General features: G+C 71.5%; 11 protein-coding genes. 7 read left to right on the top strand and 4 right to left on the bottom strand.

The features are described 5' to 3' along the window. Window positions 1–39 precede the first annotated feature (39 nt). The 4 genes from AWQ70_RS28235 to AWQ70_RS28220 form a co-directional block, all read right to left on the bottom strand. The gene (locus AWQ70_RS28235; protein ID WP_067182377.1) at window positions 40–1089 is read right to left on the bottom strand and encodes an NAD(P)-dependent alcohol dehydrogenase; all 1050 of its coding nucleotides are present in this window, start codon (window positions 1087–1089) and stop codon (window positions 40–42) included. A 274-nt stretch (window positions 1090–1363) separates the two neighbouring features. Continuing rightward, complete coding sequence (locus AWQ70_RS28230; protein ID WP_067182374.1) at window positions 1364–2107, bottom strand: GNAT family N-acetyltransferase; 744 nt, start codon at window positions 2105–2107, stop codon at window positions 1364–1366. A gap of 319 nt (window positions 2108–2426) precedes the next feature. Then, the gene (locus AWQ70_RS28225; RefSeq protein ID WP_067182371.1) at window positions 2427–3665 is read right to left on the bottom strand and encodes a hypothetical protein; all 1239 of its coding nucleotides are present in this window, start codon (window positions 3663–3665) and stop codon (window positions 2427–2429) included. 4 nt (window positions 3666–3669) lie between these two features. Continuing rightward, window positions 3670–4758, bottom strand: a complete 1089-nt coding sequence (locus AWQ70_RS28220; protein ID WP_067182367.1) for a HesA/MoeB/ThiF family protein — start codon at window positions 4756–4758, stop codon at window positions 3670–3672. Between the two features lie 319 nt (window positions 4759–5077). Between AWQ70_RS28220 and AWQ70_RS28215 the strand changes: the two genes are divergently transcribed. From AWQ70_RS28215 to AWQ70_RS28185, 7 genes are all read left to right on the top strand, one after another. Continuing rightward, the gene (locus tag AWQ70_RS28215; RefSeq protein WP_218004690.1) at window positions 5078–7957 is read left to right on the top strand and encodes an AfsR/SARP family transcriptional regulator; all 2880 of its coding nucleotides are present in this window, start codon (window positions 5078–5080) and stop codon (window positions 7955–7957) included. 331 nt (window positions 7958–8288) lie between these two features. Then, window positions 8289–8414 carry a hypothetical protein gene (locus AWQ70_RS42480; RefSeq protein ID WP_373282392.1) on the top strand — a complete coding sequence of 42 codons (126 nt, stop codon included), beginning with the start codon at window positions 8289–8291 and terminating at the stop codon, window positions 8412–8414. Window positions 8415–8511: 97 nt separating this feature from the next. After that, window positions 8512–9426: a hypothetical protein gene (locus tag AWQ70_RS28205; RefSeq protein WP_067182358.1), complete on the top strand. Its 915-nt coding sequence runs from the start codon at window positions 8512–8514 to the stop codon at window positions 9424–9426. Between the two features lie 306 nt (window positions 9427–9732). Next, window positions 9733–11067, top strand: coding sequence for a 4-aminobutyrate--2-oxoglutarate transaminase (gene gabT / locus AWQ70_RS28200; protein ID WP_067182355.1), 1335 nt, complete (start codon window positions 9733–9735; stop codon window positions 11065–11067). Beyond that, a complete protein-coding gene (locus tag AWQ70_RS28195) occupies window positions 11064–12563 on the top strand; it encodes an aldehyde dehydrogenase family protein (protein ID WP_084517903.1) in 1500 nt (499 codons plus the stop codon). Before gabT ends, AWQ70_RS28195 begins: the two co-directional genes overlap by 4 nt. Then, a complete protein-coding gene (locus AWQ70_RS28190; RefSeq protein WP_067182351.1) occupies window positions 12560–13708 on the top strand; it encodes a CaiB/BaiF CoA transferase family protein in 1149 nt (382 codons plus the stop codon). The genes AWQ70_RS28195 and AWQ70_RS28190 overlap by 4 nt, the downstream gene beginning before the upstream one ends. A gap of 195 nt (window positions 13709–13903) precedes the next feature. Continuing rightward, a complete protein-coding gene (locus AWQ70_RS28185; RefSeq protein ID WP_067182348.1) occupies window positions 13904–15094 on the top strand; it encodes an acyl-CoA dehydrogenase family protein in 1191 nt (396 codons plus the stop codon). Window positions 15095–15226 lie beyond the last annotated feature (132 nt).

Below are 15226 nucleotides of genomic sequence, written 5' to 3'. Positions count from 1 at the left end.
GTCCCGCTGCGGCTTCCGCCGGGCCGGAAGAGTGCGGAGCTAGAAGGTGATCAGCACTTTCACGACGTCGTCGAGTTTCCTGTCGGCGATCTCGAAGGCCCGCTCCATGTCATCGAAGCGGAACTCGTGAGTCGTCATGTGGGTGGGGTCGACCCGCTTCGTCTCCAGGACCCGCAGCAGTCGCTCCATGCGCAGCCTTCCTCCGGGGCAGAGCCCGGTCGCGATCGTCTTGTCGGCCATTCCGACCCCCCACTCGACGCGGGGAATGCGCACGAACTCCCCTGCGCCGAAATAGCCGACGTTGGATATCGTGCCGCCGGGCTTGGTCACCTTGACCGCGGTCTGGAACGTCACATCCGCGCCCAGTGCCTCGATGGCGGTGTCGACTCCCTCACCACCCGTCAGCTCCAGGATCCGCCCGAGGACGTCCTCGTCGGTGAAATCCACGATCTCGTCCGCGCCGTACGTGCGCGAGAGCCGCTGCCGGCGTGGGACGGATTCGACCCCGATGACGAGGCCGGCACCGCGGAGCCTGGCCCCTGCCGTCGCCATCAGGCCCACCGGGCCCTGCGCGAGGACGGCGACGGTCCCGCCGATCGGGATGCTCCCCTTCTCGGCCCCCATGAACCCGGTCGAGAGCATGTCGGCGCAGTAGACCGCCATCTCGTCGGGAATGCCGTCCGGGATTCGGGCGAGATTGGCGTCGGCCTCGTTCACGTGGAAATAGTCGGCGAACACGCCGTCCTTGGAGTTCGCGAACTTGAAGCCCCCGAGCGGCCCGCCGGACTGCGACGGGTACCCATTCTGTGAGGACGGGTCGCCCCAGTCGGGGGTGATGGCGCCGACCAGGACGCGGTCGCCGGGCCGGAAGTACGCCACCTCGCTTCCGACGGAGTCCACGATGCCCACCGCTTCGTGCCCCAGTGTCAGGTTCTCGCGAGGACCGATGCCGCCGCTGACCGTGTGGGAGTCCGATGTACAGATGAGGGCCCTTGTCGTCCGTATGACGGCGTCCCCCGGGCCCGGCCGCGGAACGGGCTTCTCCATGAAGCCGACGCGCCCGATCTCCTTCATCACGAACGCCTTCATTTGATCCGTCCCTCCTGCCGGCGCTCACCGTCCGGGGGACGGCGGCACGCCGGCCGTATCGGCCCCTGGTGGTGGCGGGCCACGCCGCATCCGTGCGGTCATGTCCGGTGAGGTTGCCGGCACGCCGCCACCATGTGATCCGTTTCCGCAGGTCACGGGTGGGCGCCCCGTAGCCGGTTCATGCCCCGCCGCGCCGCCGGCAACCAGGAAGCCCGGCGTCGGCGACCGCGAACAGGTCCTCGGGGGCTCAGATGGGCCGGACGCCTCCGGGGCGTCACGTCAGGTCGTGCCGCACCCAGACGTTCGGCTCGGCGTAGGTGGCGTAACCGTGTTCCGGCACGCAGTGCACCGGCACCAGCGCGCCCGGCACCTCCACCCAGCCGTCCGTGTCGAACGGCAGGCCGGTCCACTCCCGCCACTGGTCCAGCGACCCCGCGACCGCCATCGAGACGGGGGCGACCGAGACGATCACTCCACCGGCGCGCGCATGGGTGCGCAGCCACGGGTCGACCGGCAGCCCGTCCTCGCGGGTTCGCCGGGCGTACTCCGCCATCGGCGTCGCGGGTTCGCGGTGCTTCCCGTTCGGGCGTACGGGCGCGACCAGCGACGCGAAGCCGAGGGAGCGCGTGTTCGCCCGCATCGCGGCCAGCATCGTCCCGGAGAGGCCCTTGCCCCGAAGGTCGGGCCGCACCGTGATTTCGAGGGCGCTCACCGTGTCCGGCGGAACGCCGCGACGATGGTCCGAGAAGGCCCACATCAGCACCTGGTCCCACCCGCCGGCGGGCAGCTCTCCGCGTCCGGGCGCGTCGAGCCGGAACGGCACCGAGTACGCGCGGGCGACGACCTCGCCCCCCTCGGTCGCGACGAACGTGAACTCCGGGAAGGTGTCGGCGAGCCGGCCGAAGTGCGACCAGCCGACCGGGTCGTTCAGGACGAACAGCGGCCAGTCGTCGGCCATCTCCCGCAGCCCGGCGCAGAGCTCCGGACGCTCCGCGAGCGTCGTGACGATCGTGTCCATCGCGGAAGGCTATCCGACCCCTGTCGCCCGCCCAACCGGTTTTCGGCCCGCCCGCTCAACCGGTTTTCGGCCCGCCCATCGAACGGCTCGCAGCATTTGTCAGACACTCCCTAGCGGTCGCGCCACGACAGCCTGGGATCAGCCGCGCCCGAGCGTTCACGGCTCGGGCGCACGCTGCTCGCACTCCTCGCTCGGCGCGGCGGAGATGGGCTTCGCCCTCGGTGATGAGGCGATGGTCCCACTGTCGTCCCGTGCCCCAGAAGGTCGTCGTACGTCCGCCCCCCGAAGAGCCGGCCGCCGTGCACCGTTCACCGGATCGTCAGTCGAGGCGCGTCCGGCGCACGAGCAATGTCCGTACGCGGGCCCAGAGGGCGTACTCCCTGGCTGTCAGGTAGATGGCGAGGGCTACCGGGCCGAGCAGCAGGGCCGTGCACAGCAGTGAGTACCAGAACCGGAGGTCGAACGGTCCGAGGAGGAGACCGTCCGCCGCCCACCGGAGCACGGTCACGGCGACGGGGACCACGAAGAAGACGAACCAGGCCAGCACGCCGACGAATCCGGCCAGCCACAGCCAACGGAACCAGCGGCCGGCCCGCAGGTCGGCGGGGGCGGCCCCGGCCAGTTCCTCGGCCTGCTCGGGTGTGAGGCGGCCGAACGCCCGCCGCAGCAGCAGCGTCTTGACCCGCCACAGATCGCGGCAGCCGAGGGCGTTGACCAGCACCGCGTACAGGTCGGTGCGCAGGAAGATCATGCACTGCCACAGCAAGCCGGCCAGCTTCACGAACACCCACACCGCGAGCGTCGCGTCCACCGGCTGCGGCGGCGCCCACAGTCCCTGCTGGATCAGCAGGCGGGCCCCCAGCAGCAGGCTGAGCACGGCCGCATCCGTCGCCATGCCGCCGAGCAGTGGGCCGTACCTCTGGCGGCGGGGCACCGTCCACACCTGGGTGAGGTCGGTTTCGAAGACGAGCAGCATCATCCGCCGGTCTATGCCGAAGCGGGACTTGACGCCGATCGCTCGCGCGGCGAGCCAGTGCCCGCACTCGTGCAGGGCCGTCGAGACCATGACGAACGGCATGAGCAGCAGGGCGCTCAGCCCGATGTCGTCGAACAGGAACGCGTCCCGCGCCGGGCTCGGGAACAGGGACGGCGAGGTGATGAAGACGGCGAGGCAGAACGACGCGAGGACGACGTAGCCGGTCCAGGCCACCGGGCCGAAGAAAGGGCGGGCCATCCGCTGGCTCACCCAGCCCATCCAGCGGCGCATCTGGATGGGTGCGGTGCGAGCGGCCTGACGTTCCTCGCCGGGCCGATCGTCCACGAAGCCGAGTTCGGCGAGGGTCGCCACGAACGACGGCATGTCGACCGGCTCCCCGGCGAACGCCTCGGCCTCGGCGGCGGCCTCCTCCGCGGTCGCGCCGCGCAGCAGTGCGGAGATCACCACTCCGCCCACGGCGGGCATGGTCACGAACGTGCCGGTGTCGGGATCGCCGACCAGTACCTCATCGCCCTCCTCCACCAGGGTGAGCGGGCGCAGCGGGACCGTGGTGCCGTTCATCCCGTCACCGCCGGGCCAGAGCGCACGCCGGGCAGTCGGGGTCGCGGGGGAACGGCTCCCAGGTGGGGATGAGCCCGTTGCGCAGGTCGAGGATGACACGGGACCCGGCGGCCCGCGGCGGTTCGATGCCGGTCAGGTAGCGCATGACCTCGTAGGCGACCAGCGAGCCGACCTGCATGGCCATCGGCCCGGTGAGCCCGTTGGCGAGCCGGAGCCCGCGGGTGAGCCGGTGGGCGACCCCCGCCGAGGAGTGTTCGTCCGGGTCGGGCAGGTCCGACTCGTCGCATCGCAGGCACGCGCTCTTGCCCGGATCGACGGAGAAGTAGATGAGCTGCGTGCGGGTCATTCCGCCGGCGACGAGAGGGACCCCCGCGCGCAGTGCGGCCTCGTTCACCCACAGGTTGGCGTCCGGAGCGCCGTCCAGGCCGCCGGCCACCACGTGGACGTCCTCGGTGAGGTCCTTCAGGTCCTCGGGGCCGGAGATCCACCGGTCGACGGCACGGACCTCGATGCCGGGGTCGTATTCGCGCACCCATTCGGCGGCGCGGTCGACCTTCGACCGGCCGATGTCGACATGCCGGTACAGGAACTGTCGGGCGAAGTTGCGCGGCGCGATGTCGTCGCGGTCCACCAGCGTCAGCGCGCCGACGCCGAGCCCCGCCAGGCACTGCACGAGAGAGGAGCCGCCGCCGCCGGCGCCGAGCACGAGGACGTGCGAGTCGCGCAACCGCCGGACGAATTCCGCGCGCGAGGTGTGCAGTCCGGCGAAGGAGCCGAAGAAGGTCAGGTTGGAGAAGTGGCGCTCGTCGGCGTCGGGCGCGCCCAGCCACCGTTCGTCCGCGTTCTCGACCAGGCCGAGGGAGTCGAGTCCGTCCAGCCCGTCCCGGACGTCCGCGACCGTGGCGGCGAAGCCCCGCGCGGTCAGCGCGGCGCTCAGCTTCTCCGCCGTCGCGGGCCCGCGGCCGAGCTCGTCGAGGAGCGCCGCGATCCGGCCTTCGGGGTCGGCCAGGGTGAACGCCTCACGCGGGTCGTGGACCACGATGAGGTCGTCACCGAGGGCTTCCCAGGCGCACTCTTTCAATATCACTCGCATCGCCACTCCAGAGGGTCGATCGGACGAAACGGGCGGGGGACGGTCGCGCCGTCCCCCGCCGATCTACTGACAGGCGGCGCGTCAGGTCATGAACTGGGTCGCCTTGACCGCCTCGACCTTGCGAACCTCGATCTTCACTGAGCCCACCTCCTTTCGGATGTCTTCGATCAAGCTCCTATGCGCGCCCACAGAATCCCCATAAAGTCGCTACAGAAGGTCAAAAGGGTCCTCGTCGGGGGTTTTCGCTGAGCGGATTCGGGAGGCGAAAGTGGACTTTGCGATCCTCGGACCGGTCCGTATCGCTGAGGCTGGGCGGCCCGTGCGATTAGCGGCCAAGCCGCGCGCGGTGCTCAGCTCCTTCCTGCTCCATCCGAACGCCGTCGTCTCCAGAGACCGGCTGATCGCCTCGGTCTGGGACGACCCGCCCAGATCTGCCCTGGCCAACCTGCAGACCTATGTGGCGGTGCTCCGCAAGGCCGCGATCGAGGTGGAGACACAGGGGCAGGGCTACCTCCTCACGCTCGATCCCGACCGGCTCGATCTCCTCGCCTTCGACGAGGCCGTACGGCAGGCACGTCTGGAGTCGGCGCGCGGCGACCTGGCCGAGGCCCACCGCCTGTTCGCGCGGGCGTTGTCGCTGTGGCGCGGCAGGCCCGCCGAGGACGTGCCGCTGGCCGGGCCGGTGACCGCGCGCATCGCCGAACTCGAGGAGAGGAGGGAGAGCGCCAGGCTCGACTGGATCGACGTGCGCCTGCGGCTCGGCCTGCACGACGAACTCGTTGCCGAACTGACCCCGCTGGTGGAGACCGCCCCGCTCAGCGAACGGCTGTGGCATCGGCTCATGGTGGCGCTGCACCGGGCGGGGCGGCGCGCCGAGGCGCTGGAGGCGTACCGGCGGGCGCGGTCGGTGCTCGTCGCCGAGTTGGGCGTGGAGCCGGGGCAGGAGTTACGGAACCTGCACGCGGCGATCCTGAACGACGCTCCCGTCGAACCGGCCGCACCGGCGGCCGTCTTGGACGCATCCGCCCCGAACGCGGCTGAGCGGCGGGAGCCCGCGTGGAGGGGGATCTGCCTGCTCCCCGCGGACATCGCCGACTTCGTCGGGCGCGAGTCCGAGACGCGCAAGGTGATCGCCGCGCTGCGCGCAACAGCCGGCCGTACCGACCGGGGCAGCGCGGCGCCCGCGATCGCGGTCGTGTCCGGCCCGCCCGGCGTCGGCAAGAGCACGCTGGCCGTGCACGTCGCCCACCAACTGCGGGAGGAATTCGCCGACGGACAGCTGTTCGTCCGGCTGGGCGGCGCCTCGCCGTCCCCCCGCGACCCGGCCGACCTACTCGCCGAACTGCTGCGGGCGCTCGGCGTGGACGCCGCTGTCATGCCCGCCTCCATGGAGGAGCAGGCGGCGATGTACCGGGCCCGGATCGCCGACCGTGCGGTCCTGGTGCTGCTCGACGACGCGGGCGGCGAGGCCCAGGTGCGGCCGCTTGTCCCGGGGACACCGAGGTCGGCGGTCATCGTCACCTCCCGCGGGCCCCTTCCCACGATGCCGGGCGCGGTCGCGCTCACCCTGGACGTGCCGCCACCCGCCGACGCCCGCAACCTGCTCGCGGGTGTGGCCGGCACCGATCGGGTGGAGAGCGACCCGGAGTCGGCGGAGGCGATCCTGCGCGCCTGCGGACGGCTCCCACTCGCGCTGCGCATCGCCGGAGCACGCCTCGTCACGCGTCCCGCGTGGCCGCTGGCCGAGTTCGCCCGGCGGCTCACCGACACGCCGGCGCGCCTGAACGAGCTGCATTCCGGACAGCTGGACGTGCGGACCACGTTCGCGATGAGCTATGCGACGCTGTCCCCGCAGGCCCGGCAGGCGTTCCGGATGTTCGGACCGATCACGGCCGACAGCGTGGCGGCGTGGACCGTGGCCGCGCTCGTGGGCGCGTCCGCGCACGACGTCGACCACTCCCTGGAGGAGCTCGCCGCCGCCGGTCTGATCAGTGGGAGCGACATCGACGCGGCGGCACAGCCCCGATACCGAATGCACGACCTGCTGCGGAGCTTCGCCTCCGAGCTCTTCGCCGCCGAGGAGAGCGAAGGGTGCCGGGAGGCGGCGCTGCGCCGGGTCGCCGCCGAGGCGCGGGTCCGGGTCACCGACGCCGCGCGCGAGTTGCCCCTCGCCTTCGCGCCGCCGCCTTCCGGCGTCCCGGCGCGGACGCCGCCCTCGGCCGAGGGCGGCGCCTGGCTGTCGGCGGAGCGCAGTTTGCTCATCGCGGTGGTGGTGACGGCGGCCAGGGCGGGCCTGGTGACGGTGTCGGCCGACCTCGCCCACGCCCTGGCGCCGTTCCTCATCCTGCGCGGTTTCCACGACGACGCCGTGTACCTGCTGGGGGAGGCGATCGAGGCCGCCGCGAGGGCAGGCGACGCCTCCGCCGAGACGCGCCTGCGGCTGGTGCGCGCCGACGCCGAAGTGGACCGCAGGCGCGCCCACACCGTCGCCGTGGAGTTCCGCCGGCTGCTGGATCGTTGTGAAGGGGCGGGGGACCGGCACTCGGCCGCGTACGCGCTGCTCGGGGTCGCCGCCACTATGGAGGACGATCTGCGGTCCGCGCTGGCCGTCGCCACCCGGGCGGCCGACCGCTTCATCACCCTCGGCGACACGCACGGCCTGCTGACCGCGTGGACCGAGGTCGCCGCAGTTCAGCTGTACCTGGGCCGTTACGACGACGCCGTCACGACCTCCCGGCGCGCTCTTGCGCTCGCCGACGGCGAGAGCGTCGTCCACAGCGCCCGCATATGGCGCGGCATGGGGATCGCCTGCTACGAGATGGGCCGGGTCGAGGAGGCCGTCGGCCACTACCGGATGAGCTTCGACCTCAGCCGCGAGCTGCGATGGAACAACGGCGAGCGGATCGCGCTGCGCCGGCTGGCGGAGGCCGAGGGCGCGCTGGGCCGTTTCGACCGCGCCGCGCGCATGCTCGCCGACTGCAGGGAGATGTGCGCCCGTGCCGGCGACGCCCTAGGGGAGGCCATAACCGCGTATGCCCTGGGGGAGATCTGCCGGTGGCGGGGTGACGAACGCGCGGCCCTTGATCACTTCACTGCCTGCTATGCCCTGCTCAGCCGGCTCAACGAACCCGTCTGGTCCGCCCGCACTCGCGAGCAGATCGCCCGCTCCCGCGCAGCCCTCGGCGAACTCGGGGCCTGAGGAGCCAAGGCCGGCGGAGGACGAGCGCGTCGTCGAACCCGACGAGCGGCCCATACGCTCCGTGCTCCAGGCGGGCGATGCCCCGCACCGCCGGCAGGAACTTCGCCTCGTCGCCGCCGCCCGTCTCCGTGGCCACCGCCGACACCACCAGCGCCCGGCCGGGCCCCTGCATGACGCCGTCCACACAGACGCTCACGAAAACGCTGATCGTGCCCACCTCGTACTCCTCATCTCGTCATCGTCCAGGCCGCGGTAGTGCCTGGCACAGTGATGACGAGATCGGGAGGGGCGGACAGACACCTGCCGGTCCACATGTGGACACCCTTGGAACCTGACCACGCAGACGTGCACCCGGGTCGCGGCGCACAACCCGTACTGGGACGAGTGGGGCGTCACACTCCAGGACCCCGACGGCTACCGCCTGGTTCTGTCGACACGGTCGTGGAGCAACTCCTAGGACCGGCGTCACCGGGCCGGATTCCCGGCTCCCCGTGCTCGTACGGCGGCCCCGTGGGCCGCGAGAAGCGCACGTTCCCGCCCGTTGTGGGTGAGCGGTGTCGGTGGTGGGGGACGGCGCGCTCGGGTTCCGGGCCGCGCCGGGTCGCGACCGGCGAATGGCTCTGACCGGCTTCGATACAGGCCCACCACCCGGCGACACGTCCTGGGAGGTCGCCGAGGGTGAGGACCAATGGGGTGACGCGGAGTGCACCGTCACGGCGGGCGACTGGCGGCTGACCGCCACCGTGATGAAGACGCCGCTCAAGGCACATCTGTGGTGGAGGCTCGGCATCGTCCCGCTGGGCCACGGCCTGCCGGGGATGATCAGGCCCAGCGGCGACCGCATCGACGGCTGGCTCTACCTGCCCCCCTGTGGGAACGAACTCGTGAACGTCAACCTCCCCGGCGCGGCGTCGGAGCGGCGCGGCGCGGCGGATTCCGCCGCGAAGATCCTGCTCGCCGTCGGCAACGCGAAGATCGTCAGGTGTGGCGGCGAGCCGTTCCCCGACCCCGGAACCTTCGACTGGTCCGGGATGGAGGCCGTACACCTCGCCCCGGGCGAATCACCCTGCGGTGTGGAGCTGCCCGCGACCGTACGGAAGAAGAACAGCGATCTGGCACAGCTCGGCGCCTTCGGCGCGGGCCCTGTCGCCAGGTGCACAGCCCTCCGCGAAGGCGACGACGAGCACGGCCTTGGTTTGTTCTCGGCTGTCGTCCTGCACGATGAGGCGATTCTGAACGCTCTCTCGCCGGACGGCGTTCGAGCCACGGTGCGGGTATCGCCCGGCAAGCCCCTGGATCTGATGCGCGAGGACCTCCGCTACGACGGTGACGCCGCGACACGCCTGGTGTGCGGCGACGGCGGCGCCGCAAGGTTCGTGCACGTATTCGCCGCAGATTCCGACGCCGAGTACGCGGCGATCAAACGCGCCGTCCTGACCAAGGTCGCGGGCGACATGGAGTGCCGCTGACGGCAGCGGCGACGAATCCTGGACGCCCTCCCCGACCTCCGCAGCGGTCGCGGGCGCCGGTGCCGACCCGGCCCGCGTCGGCGTCGAGAACGCGGGTCGTCCTGCGCACGGAAACGCGGCGCGAGGAACACTGGCCGGGATTCACCATGACGGCGGTGAAGTGGGTGGCGTTGTCGAGGCGGCCGTAGAAGGCCTGCCGGCGTTGGTCATTCCGACGAAGAGCGCCGGGAATTGGTCGGAATCATCCATGGACCAGTAGACCGAGCTTCCCTACCTTGCCTCAAGCACATCTGGCGGAGGTAAGTCATGTCCATACCCGAACAGCGTCGCATCGTCACGACGGTGATACCGGGACCGAAGTCCGTCAAGCTCCACGAGCGGCGACGGGCCGAGATCGCAGACGGCCTCGGTACGACGATGCCCGTCTTCATCGACCGCGCGGGAGGGGGAGTCCTCGTCGACGTCGACGGCAACCACATCATCGACCTCGCCTCCGGCATCGCGGTCACCAGCGTCGGCGCGTCCCACCCCGCGGTGGTGCGGCGGCTCACCGAGCAGGCGGAGCGCTTCACCCACACGTGTTTCCTCGTCACCGAGTACGACGGATTCGTCGATGTCGCGGCGGCGCTCAACCGCCTGACGCCGGGCGACCACGCCAAGAAGACGGCGTTGTTCAGCACGGGCGCCGAGGCCGTCGAGAACGCGATCAAGATCGCCCGGACGGCTACCGGGCGCCCGGCGGTCGTCGTCCTGGGCCACGCCTACCACGGGCGCACCCTGCTCACGATGTCGATGACCGCGAAGAACGTGCCCTACAAGCAGGGCTTCGGCCCGTTCGCACCCGAGATCTACCGGGCGCCGTCTCCCTACCCGTATCGCTGGCCGTCCGGGCCCGAGAATGCGGCGGCAGAGGGTCTCGAGGCCCTCAGAGAGATCGTGACGACGCAGATCGGCGCGAACAACGTCGCGGCGATCGTCGCCGAGCCGATCCAGGGTGAGGGCGGATTCATCGTGCCGCCCCCGGGCTATCTGAAGGGCGTCCAGGAGTTCGCGAACGAGCACGGCATCGTCTTCGTCGCCGACGAGATCCAGACCGGTCTGGCGCGCACCGGCGCGATGTTCGCCTGCGAGCACGAGGGCGTCGTCCCCGATCTCATCACCACGGCGAAGGCGCTCGGAGGTGGTCTGCCGCTGGCCGCCGTGACCGGACGGGCCGACCTCATGGACGCCGTGCCCGCCGGCGGTCTCGGCGGTACCTACGCCGGCAACCCGGTCGCCTGCGCCGCCGCCCTGGGCGCCATCGAGGCCATCGAGAGCGAGGGGCTGGTCGACCGGGCCCGGGAGATCGAGCGGCGCGTGTTGCCGCGGCTGGCGGCGCTCGTCGGTCCCGACTCCGTCGTCGGTGAGGTCCGTGGACGCGGCGCCATGCTTGCGCTCGAGTTCGTCAGGCCCGGCACCAGACGGCCCGCGCCCGACGTCGCCCGAGCCGTGGTCGCACGCTGTCACGAGGCGGGCGTCCTCACCCTCCAGTGCGGCACGTTCGGGAACGTCATCCGGCTACTGCCACCACTGGTCATCCCCATGGAACTGCTGGACGAGGGCGTGGACGTCCTCGTGGAGGCCGTGAGGAGCATCCGATGACCGTCACCTCCTTCGATCCCCGGACGGGCGGTGTGGTCGCCACCGTCGCAGAGACCGGCCCCGAGCTGCTCGCCTCGGTGCTGGCGAGCGCGGACGCCGCCGCGCCGTCGCTGGCGGCGACCAGCCCCGCCGAGCGCCGTCGCTGGCTGCACGCGATGGCGGACGCCCTGGAGCTCCACCGCGACGAGCTGGCCACGCTCGCCGACCGCGAGACCGCGCTGGGGCTCGAGCGGCTCACCGGCGAGGTCACCAGGACGGCAGGCCAGCTCCGCTTCTACGGCGACGTCGCGGCCGAGGGCTCCTACCTCGAGGTCACGATCGACGACCCCACGCCCACCACCCCCGGCCTCGTCCGGGTCAACCGCCCCATGGGGCCGGTGGCGGTCTTCGGCGCCGGCAACTTTCCGTTCGCCTTCAGCGTGCTGGGCAACGACACCGCAGCGGCGCTCGCCGCGGGCTGTCCGGTCGTGGTCAAGGCGCATCCCGCCCACGTCGGCCTGACCATGCGGCAGGCGGAGATCGCCCAGGAGGCGCTCGCCGCGCAGGGCGCGCCGCCCGGCGCCTTCGCGGTGGTCAACGGTCATCAGGTCGGCGTCGACCTGGTACGCGCCCCGGAGATCGCGGCCGTGGCCTTCACCGGCTCGCAAGCCGGTGGCCTGGCTCTCTGGCGCATCGCCAACGAGCGCGAGGTCGTGATCCCGGTGTACGCCGAGATGGGGACGGTCAACCCGGTCGTCCTCACCCGCGCCGGAGCCGCCGATGTCGATGCGGTCGCTCGCGGCTTCGTCGGCTCCTTCACGCTCGGCCACGGCCAGTTCTGCACCAAGCCCGGCCTGCTGCTCGCGCCGGCCGGGTCGGGGGCCGCGGACGCCGTCGCCACCGCGCTGCGAGCGTCTGCCCCCACCCCGGTGATGTTGACCCGAGGCATCGCGGACGCCGTGGTCGCCGGACTCGGGGCGATGGTCGAGGCGGGAGCCGAGCTCGTCGCGGAGATCCCGTCCTCCGGCGCGGGGTGGGCCGCGCCGGCCGCCGTCCTGCGCGCCGACATCACCGCCCTGAGACACGGCAGCCGCCTGCTCGAGGAGTGCTTCGGCGCCGTCGTCCTCGTGTGCGAGTACGACGACGACCGGCAGCTCGCGGAGGTCATCGAGCGACTCCAGTCCTCGCTGGCGGCCGGCGTCTTCGTCGGCACCGGGGCTGACGAGCAGGCGCCGGGACTGGTGGCGCAGCTGAGCGGCAAGGCGGGGCGGGTCACGGTGAACGAGTGGCCCACCGGCGTCGCCTTCACCTGGGCGCAGCAGCACGGGGGCCCCTGGCCGTCGACGTCGGTGCCGTCGGCGACCTCGGTGGGTGCGCATGGCCTGGCCCGGTTCGTCCGACCGGTGGCCTACCAGTCCGTGCGCGACGACTGGCTCCCGCCCGAGGCGCGGGCGGCCAACCCCTGGCGCCTGCCGCGGCGCGTGAACGGCCGGCTCGCGGCCACGAGCACGCCGTGACCCGCCCTCTCGACGGCGTCCTGGTGGCGGACTTCAGCCGGGTGCTCGCCGGCCCGCTCGCCGCCGCGACGCTCGCCGACCTCGGTGCCGAGGTCATCAAGGTGGAACGCCCCGGCGTGGGCGATGACACCCGGCAGTGGGGTCCGCCGTGGACGGGGAGCGCGAGCTCGTACTTCGAGTGCGCGAACCGCTCGAAGAAGTCGGTCGAGCTCGACCTCGCCGATCCCGGCGACCTCGAGCTCGCGCAGGAGCTCGCCGCCCGCTGCGACGTCCTCATCGAGAACTTCCGGGCCGGCTCGCTGGCCCGCCACGGCCTCGGGTACGACGCCGTCGCCGCGCGCAACCCCGGCGTCGTCTACGCGTCGGTGACCGGGTTCGGCAGTCGCGGCGGTGCGGAGCTGGCCGGCTACGACTTCCTCGTCCAGGCGGTCGGTGGTCTGATGAGCATCACCGGTCATCCGGACGACCCGATGAAGGTCGGCGTCGCCCTGGTCGACGTCCTCACCTCGAGGGACGCGGTCATCGGCATTCTCGCCGCGCTCCGCGCGCGCGAGGCCGACGGCCGCGGACAGCACGTCGAGGTGAACCTGCTGTCGAGCCTGCTCGGATCGCTGGCGAACCAGGCGTCGGCGTACCTGACGACCGGGGAGGCGCCCGGGCCGATGAGCAATCGGCACCCCTCGATCGCACCGTACGAGACCTTGCGGGCGAAGGACGGTCATGTGGCGATCTGCTGCGGCAACGACGGACAGTTCGGCAGGCTGGCCGAGGTCCTGGGCGTCCCCGCCCTGGCCGACGATCGGAGGTTCGCGACGAACGCCGACCGGGTGGCACACCGAGCCGAGCTCGTCGAGCTGATCGAGGACCTCCTGGCGGCGGACACGGTCGCATCGTGGGTCCGGAGACTGTCGGCCGTCGGGGTGCCGGCCGGCAAGGTCGGCACCATCGCCGACGGCTTCCGGCTGGCCGAGCGGCTCGGCCTGGAGCCGACCGTGTCTGTCGGCGCCGATCGGCCTCGGCAGGTGCGCAGCCCGATCACCTTCTCGGCCACACCCGTGACCGGCTACGCGGCGCCGCCGCGACTGGGCCAGCACAACGACGAGGTACGCAGGATGCTGACCGAGGAGACTTCCCAAGGAAGTTGACAAGAGCGATCGGTGTGGCGGCTGGTCGGGCGCGCGTGTCCCGATCAGCGGTCGAGTCGCCGCGAGGACTCCGGGCGGCCCGAGTCCCCTCAGCCATCCGGCGGCGAAACGATGACAGCCATACCGAGAGTCCCCGGGCCGACCGATCTCACGAATGACCACTTCAGACCCGTACTCGAAAGGTAGGACACAGTGATGAGCGCTACGACCACCTTGCCGCCGTTCAAGCCCTTGGACCCGGTGGGCATCGACGACCTCCTGTCCGACGACGAGAAGGCCGTGCGCGCGTCGGTGCGCCGGCTGTGCGCGGAGCGCATCGAGCCGCACGTCGCCGACTGGTTCGAGCGCGGGACCATCGACGACGTCCGCGGACTGGCCAAGGAACTCGGCGCCCTCGGCGTCCTCGGCATGCACCTCGAGGGCTACGGCTGCGCCGGGATGTCGGCCACCGAGTACGGCCTGGCGTGCCTGGAGCTCGAGGCCGCCGACTCGGGCATCCGCTCGCTGGTGTCGGTGCAGGGGTCGCTGGCGATGTTCGCGATCTGGCGTTGGGGAAGCGAGGAGCAGAAAAGCGAGTGGCTCCCTCGGATGGCGGCAGGCGAGGCGATCGGCTGCTTCGGCCTGACCGAGCCCGACATCGGCTCCGACCCGGGCGGTATGCGGACCCGCGCACGCCGGGACGGGAGCGACTGGGTCCTCGACGGCCGGAAGATGTGGATCACCAACGGGACGATCGCCGACGTGGCCGTCGTGTGGGCGAGCACCGAGGACGGCATCCGCGGCTTCGTGGTGCCGACGGCCACGCCCGGCTTCAGCGCTCCGGAGATCAAGCACAAGCAGTCGCTGCGGGCCTCGGTCACCAGCGAACTCGTCCTCGACGGCGTCCGCCTGCCGGAGTCGGCCGCCTTCCCGGACGTCCGCGGCCTCAAGGGCCCGCTGAGCTGCCTCAACGAGGCGCGCTACGGGATCGTGTGGGGCGCCCTGGGCGCTGCCCGCTCGTCTCTCCAAGCCGCCCTGGACTACGCCAACGAGCGGGTCCAGTTCGGGAAGCCGATCTCGGCCTTCCAACTGACCCAGCAGAAGCTGGTGGAGATGAACCTCGAGTACACCAAGGGCCTGCTCCTCGCGCTCCACCTCGGCCGACGCAAGGACGCCGGCCGGCTCCGGCCGGAGCAGGTCAGCATCGGCAAGCTCAGCAACGTCCGGGGAGCGCTCGAGATCTGCCGTACCGCGCGCTCCGTGCTCGGGGCGAACGGCATCTCGCTCGAGTACCCCGTGATCCGGCACATGAACAACCTGGAATCGGTCCTGACCTACGAGGGCACGGTCGAGATGCACACTCTCGTGGTCGGCCAGGCGATGACCGGCCACGCAGCCTTCCGCTGAGGAGGAGGCGTGGTGGGCGGCGACAGTCCGGGCACCCGCCTCTCAGCCGTAGGTACGGAACGCCGCCCCGCGATTTCTGGTTTTTGTCTGAAGATCGGCACGACGTCTCGCACCTAGCCTTCTCGAAGTCGA

The organism is Microtetraspora niveoalba (assembly GCF_001570405.1).
GTDB lineage: Bacteria > Actinomycetota > Actinomycetes > Streptosporangiales > Streptosporangiaceae > Microtetraspora > Microtetraspora niveoalba.
This window is presented reverse-complemented; position numbering and strand designations above follow the sequence as displayed.

What these genes read in the sequence shown, in the direction of transcription:
- AWQ70_RS28235 (WP_067182377.1), bottom strand. Translation starts at nt 1,089, where the DNA reads ATGAAGGCGTTCGTGATGAAGGAGATCGGGCGCGTCGGCTTCATGGAG.
- AWQ70_RS28230 (WP_067182374.1), bottom strand. Translation starts at nt 2,107, where the DNA reads ATGGACACGATCGTCACGACGCTCGCGGAGCGTCCGGAGCTCTGCGCC.
- AWQ70_RS28225 (WP_067182371.1), bottom strand. Translation starts at nt 3,665, where the DNA reads ATGAACGGCACCACGGTCCCGCTGCGCCCGCTCACCCTGGTGGAGGAG.
- AWQ70_RS28220 (WP_067182367.1), bottom strand. Translation starts at nt 4,758, where the DNA reads ATGCGAGTGATATTGAAAGAGTGCGCCTGGGAAGCCCTCGGTGACGAC.
- gabT (WP_067182355.1), top strand. Translation starts at nt 9,733, where the DNA reads ATGTCCATACCCGAACAGCGTCGCATCGTCACGACGGTGATACCGGGA.
- AWQ70_RS28195 (WP_084517903.1), top strand. Translation starts at nt 11,064, where the DNA reads ATGACCGTCACCTCCTTCGATCCCCGGACGGGCGGTGTGGTCGCCACC.
- AWQ70_RS28185 (WP_067182348.1), top strand. Translation starts at nt 13,904, where the DNA reads ATGAGCGCTACGACCACCTTGCCGCCGTTCAAGCCCTTGGACCCGGTG.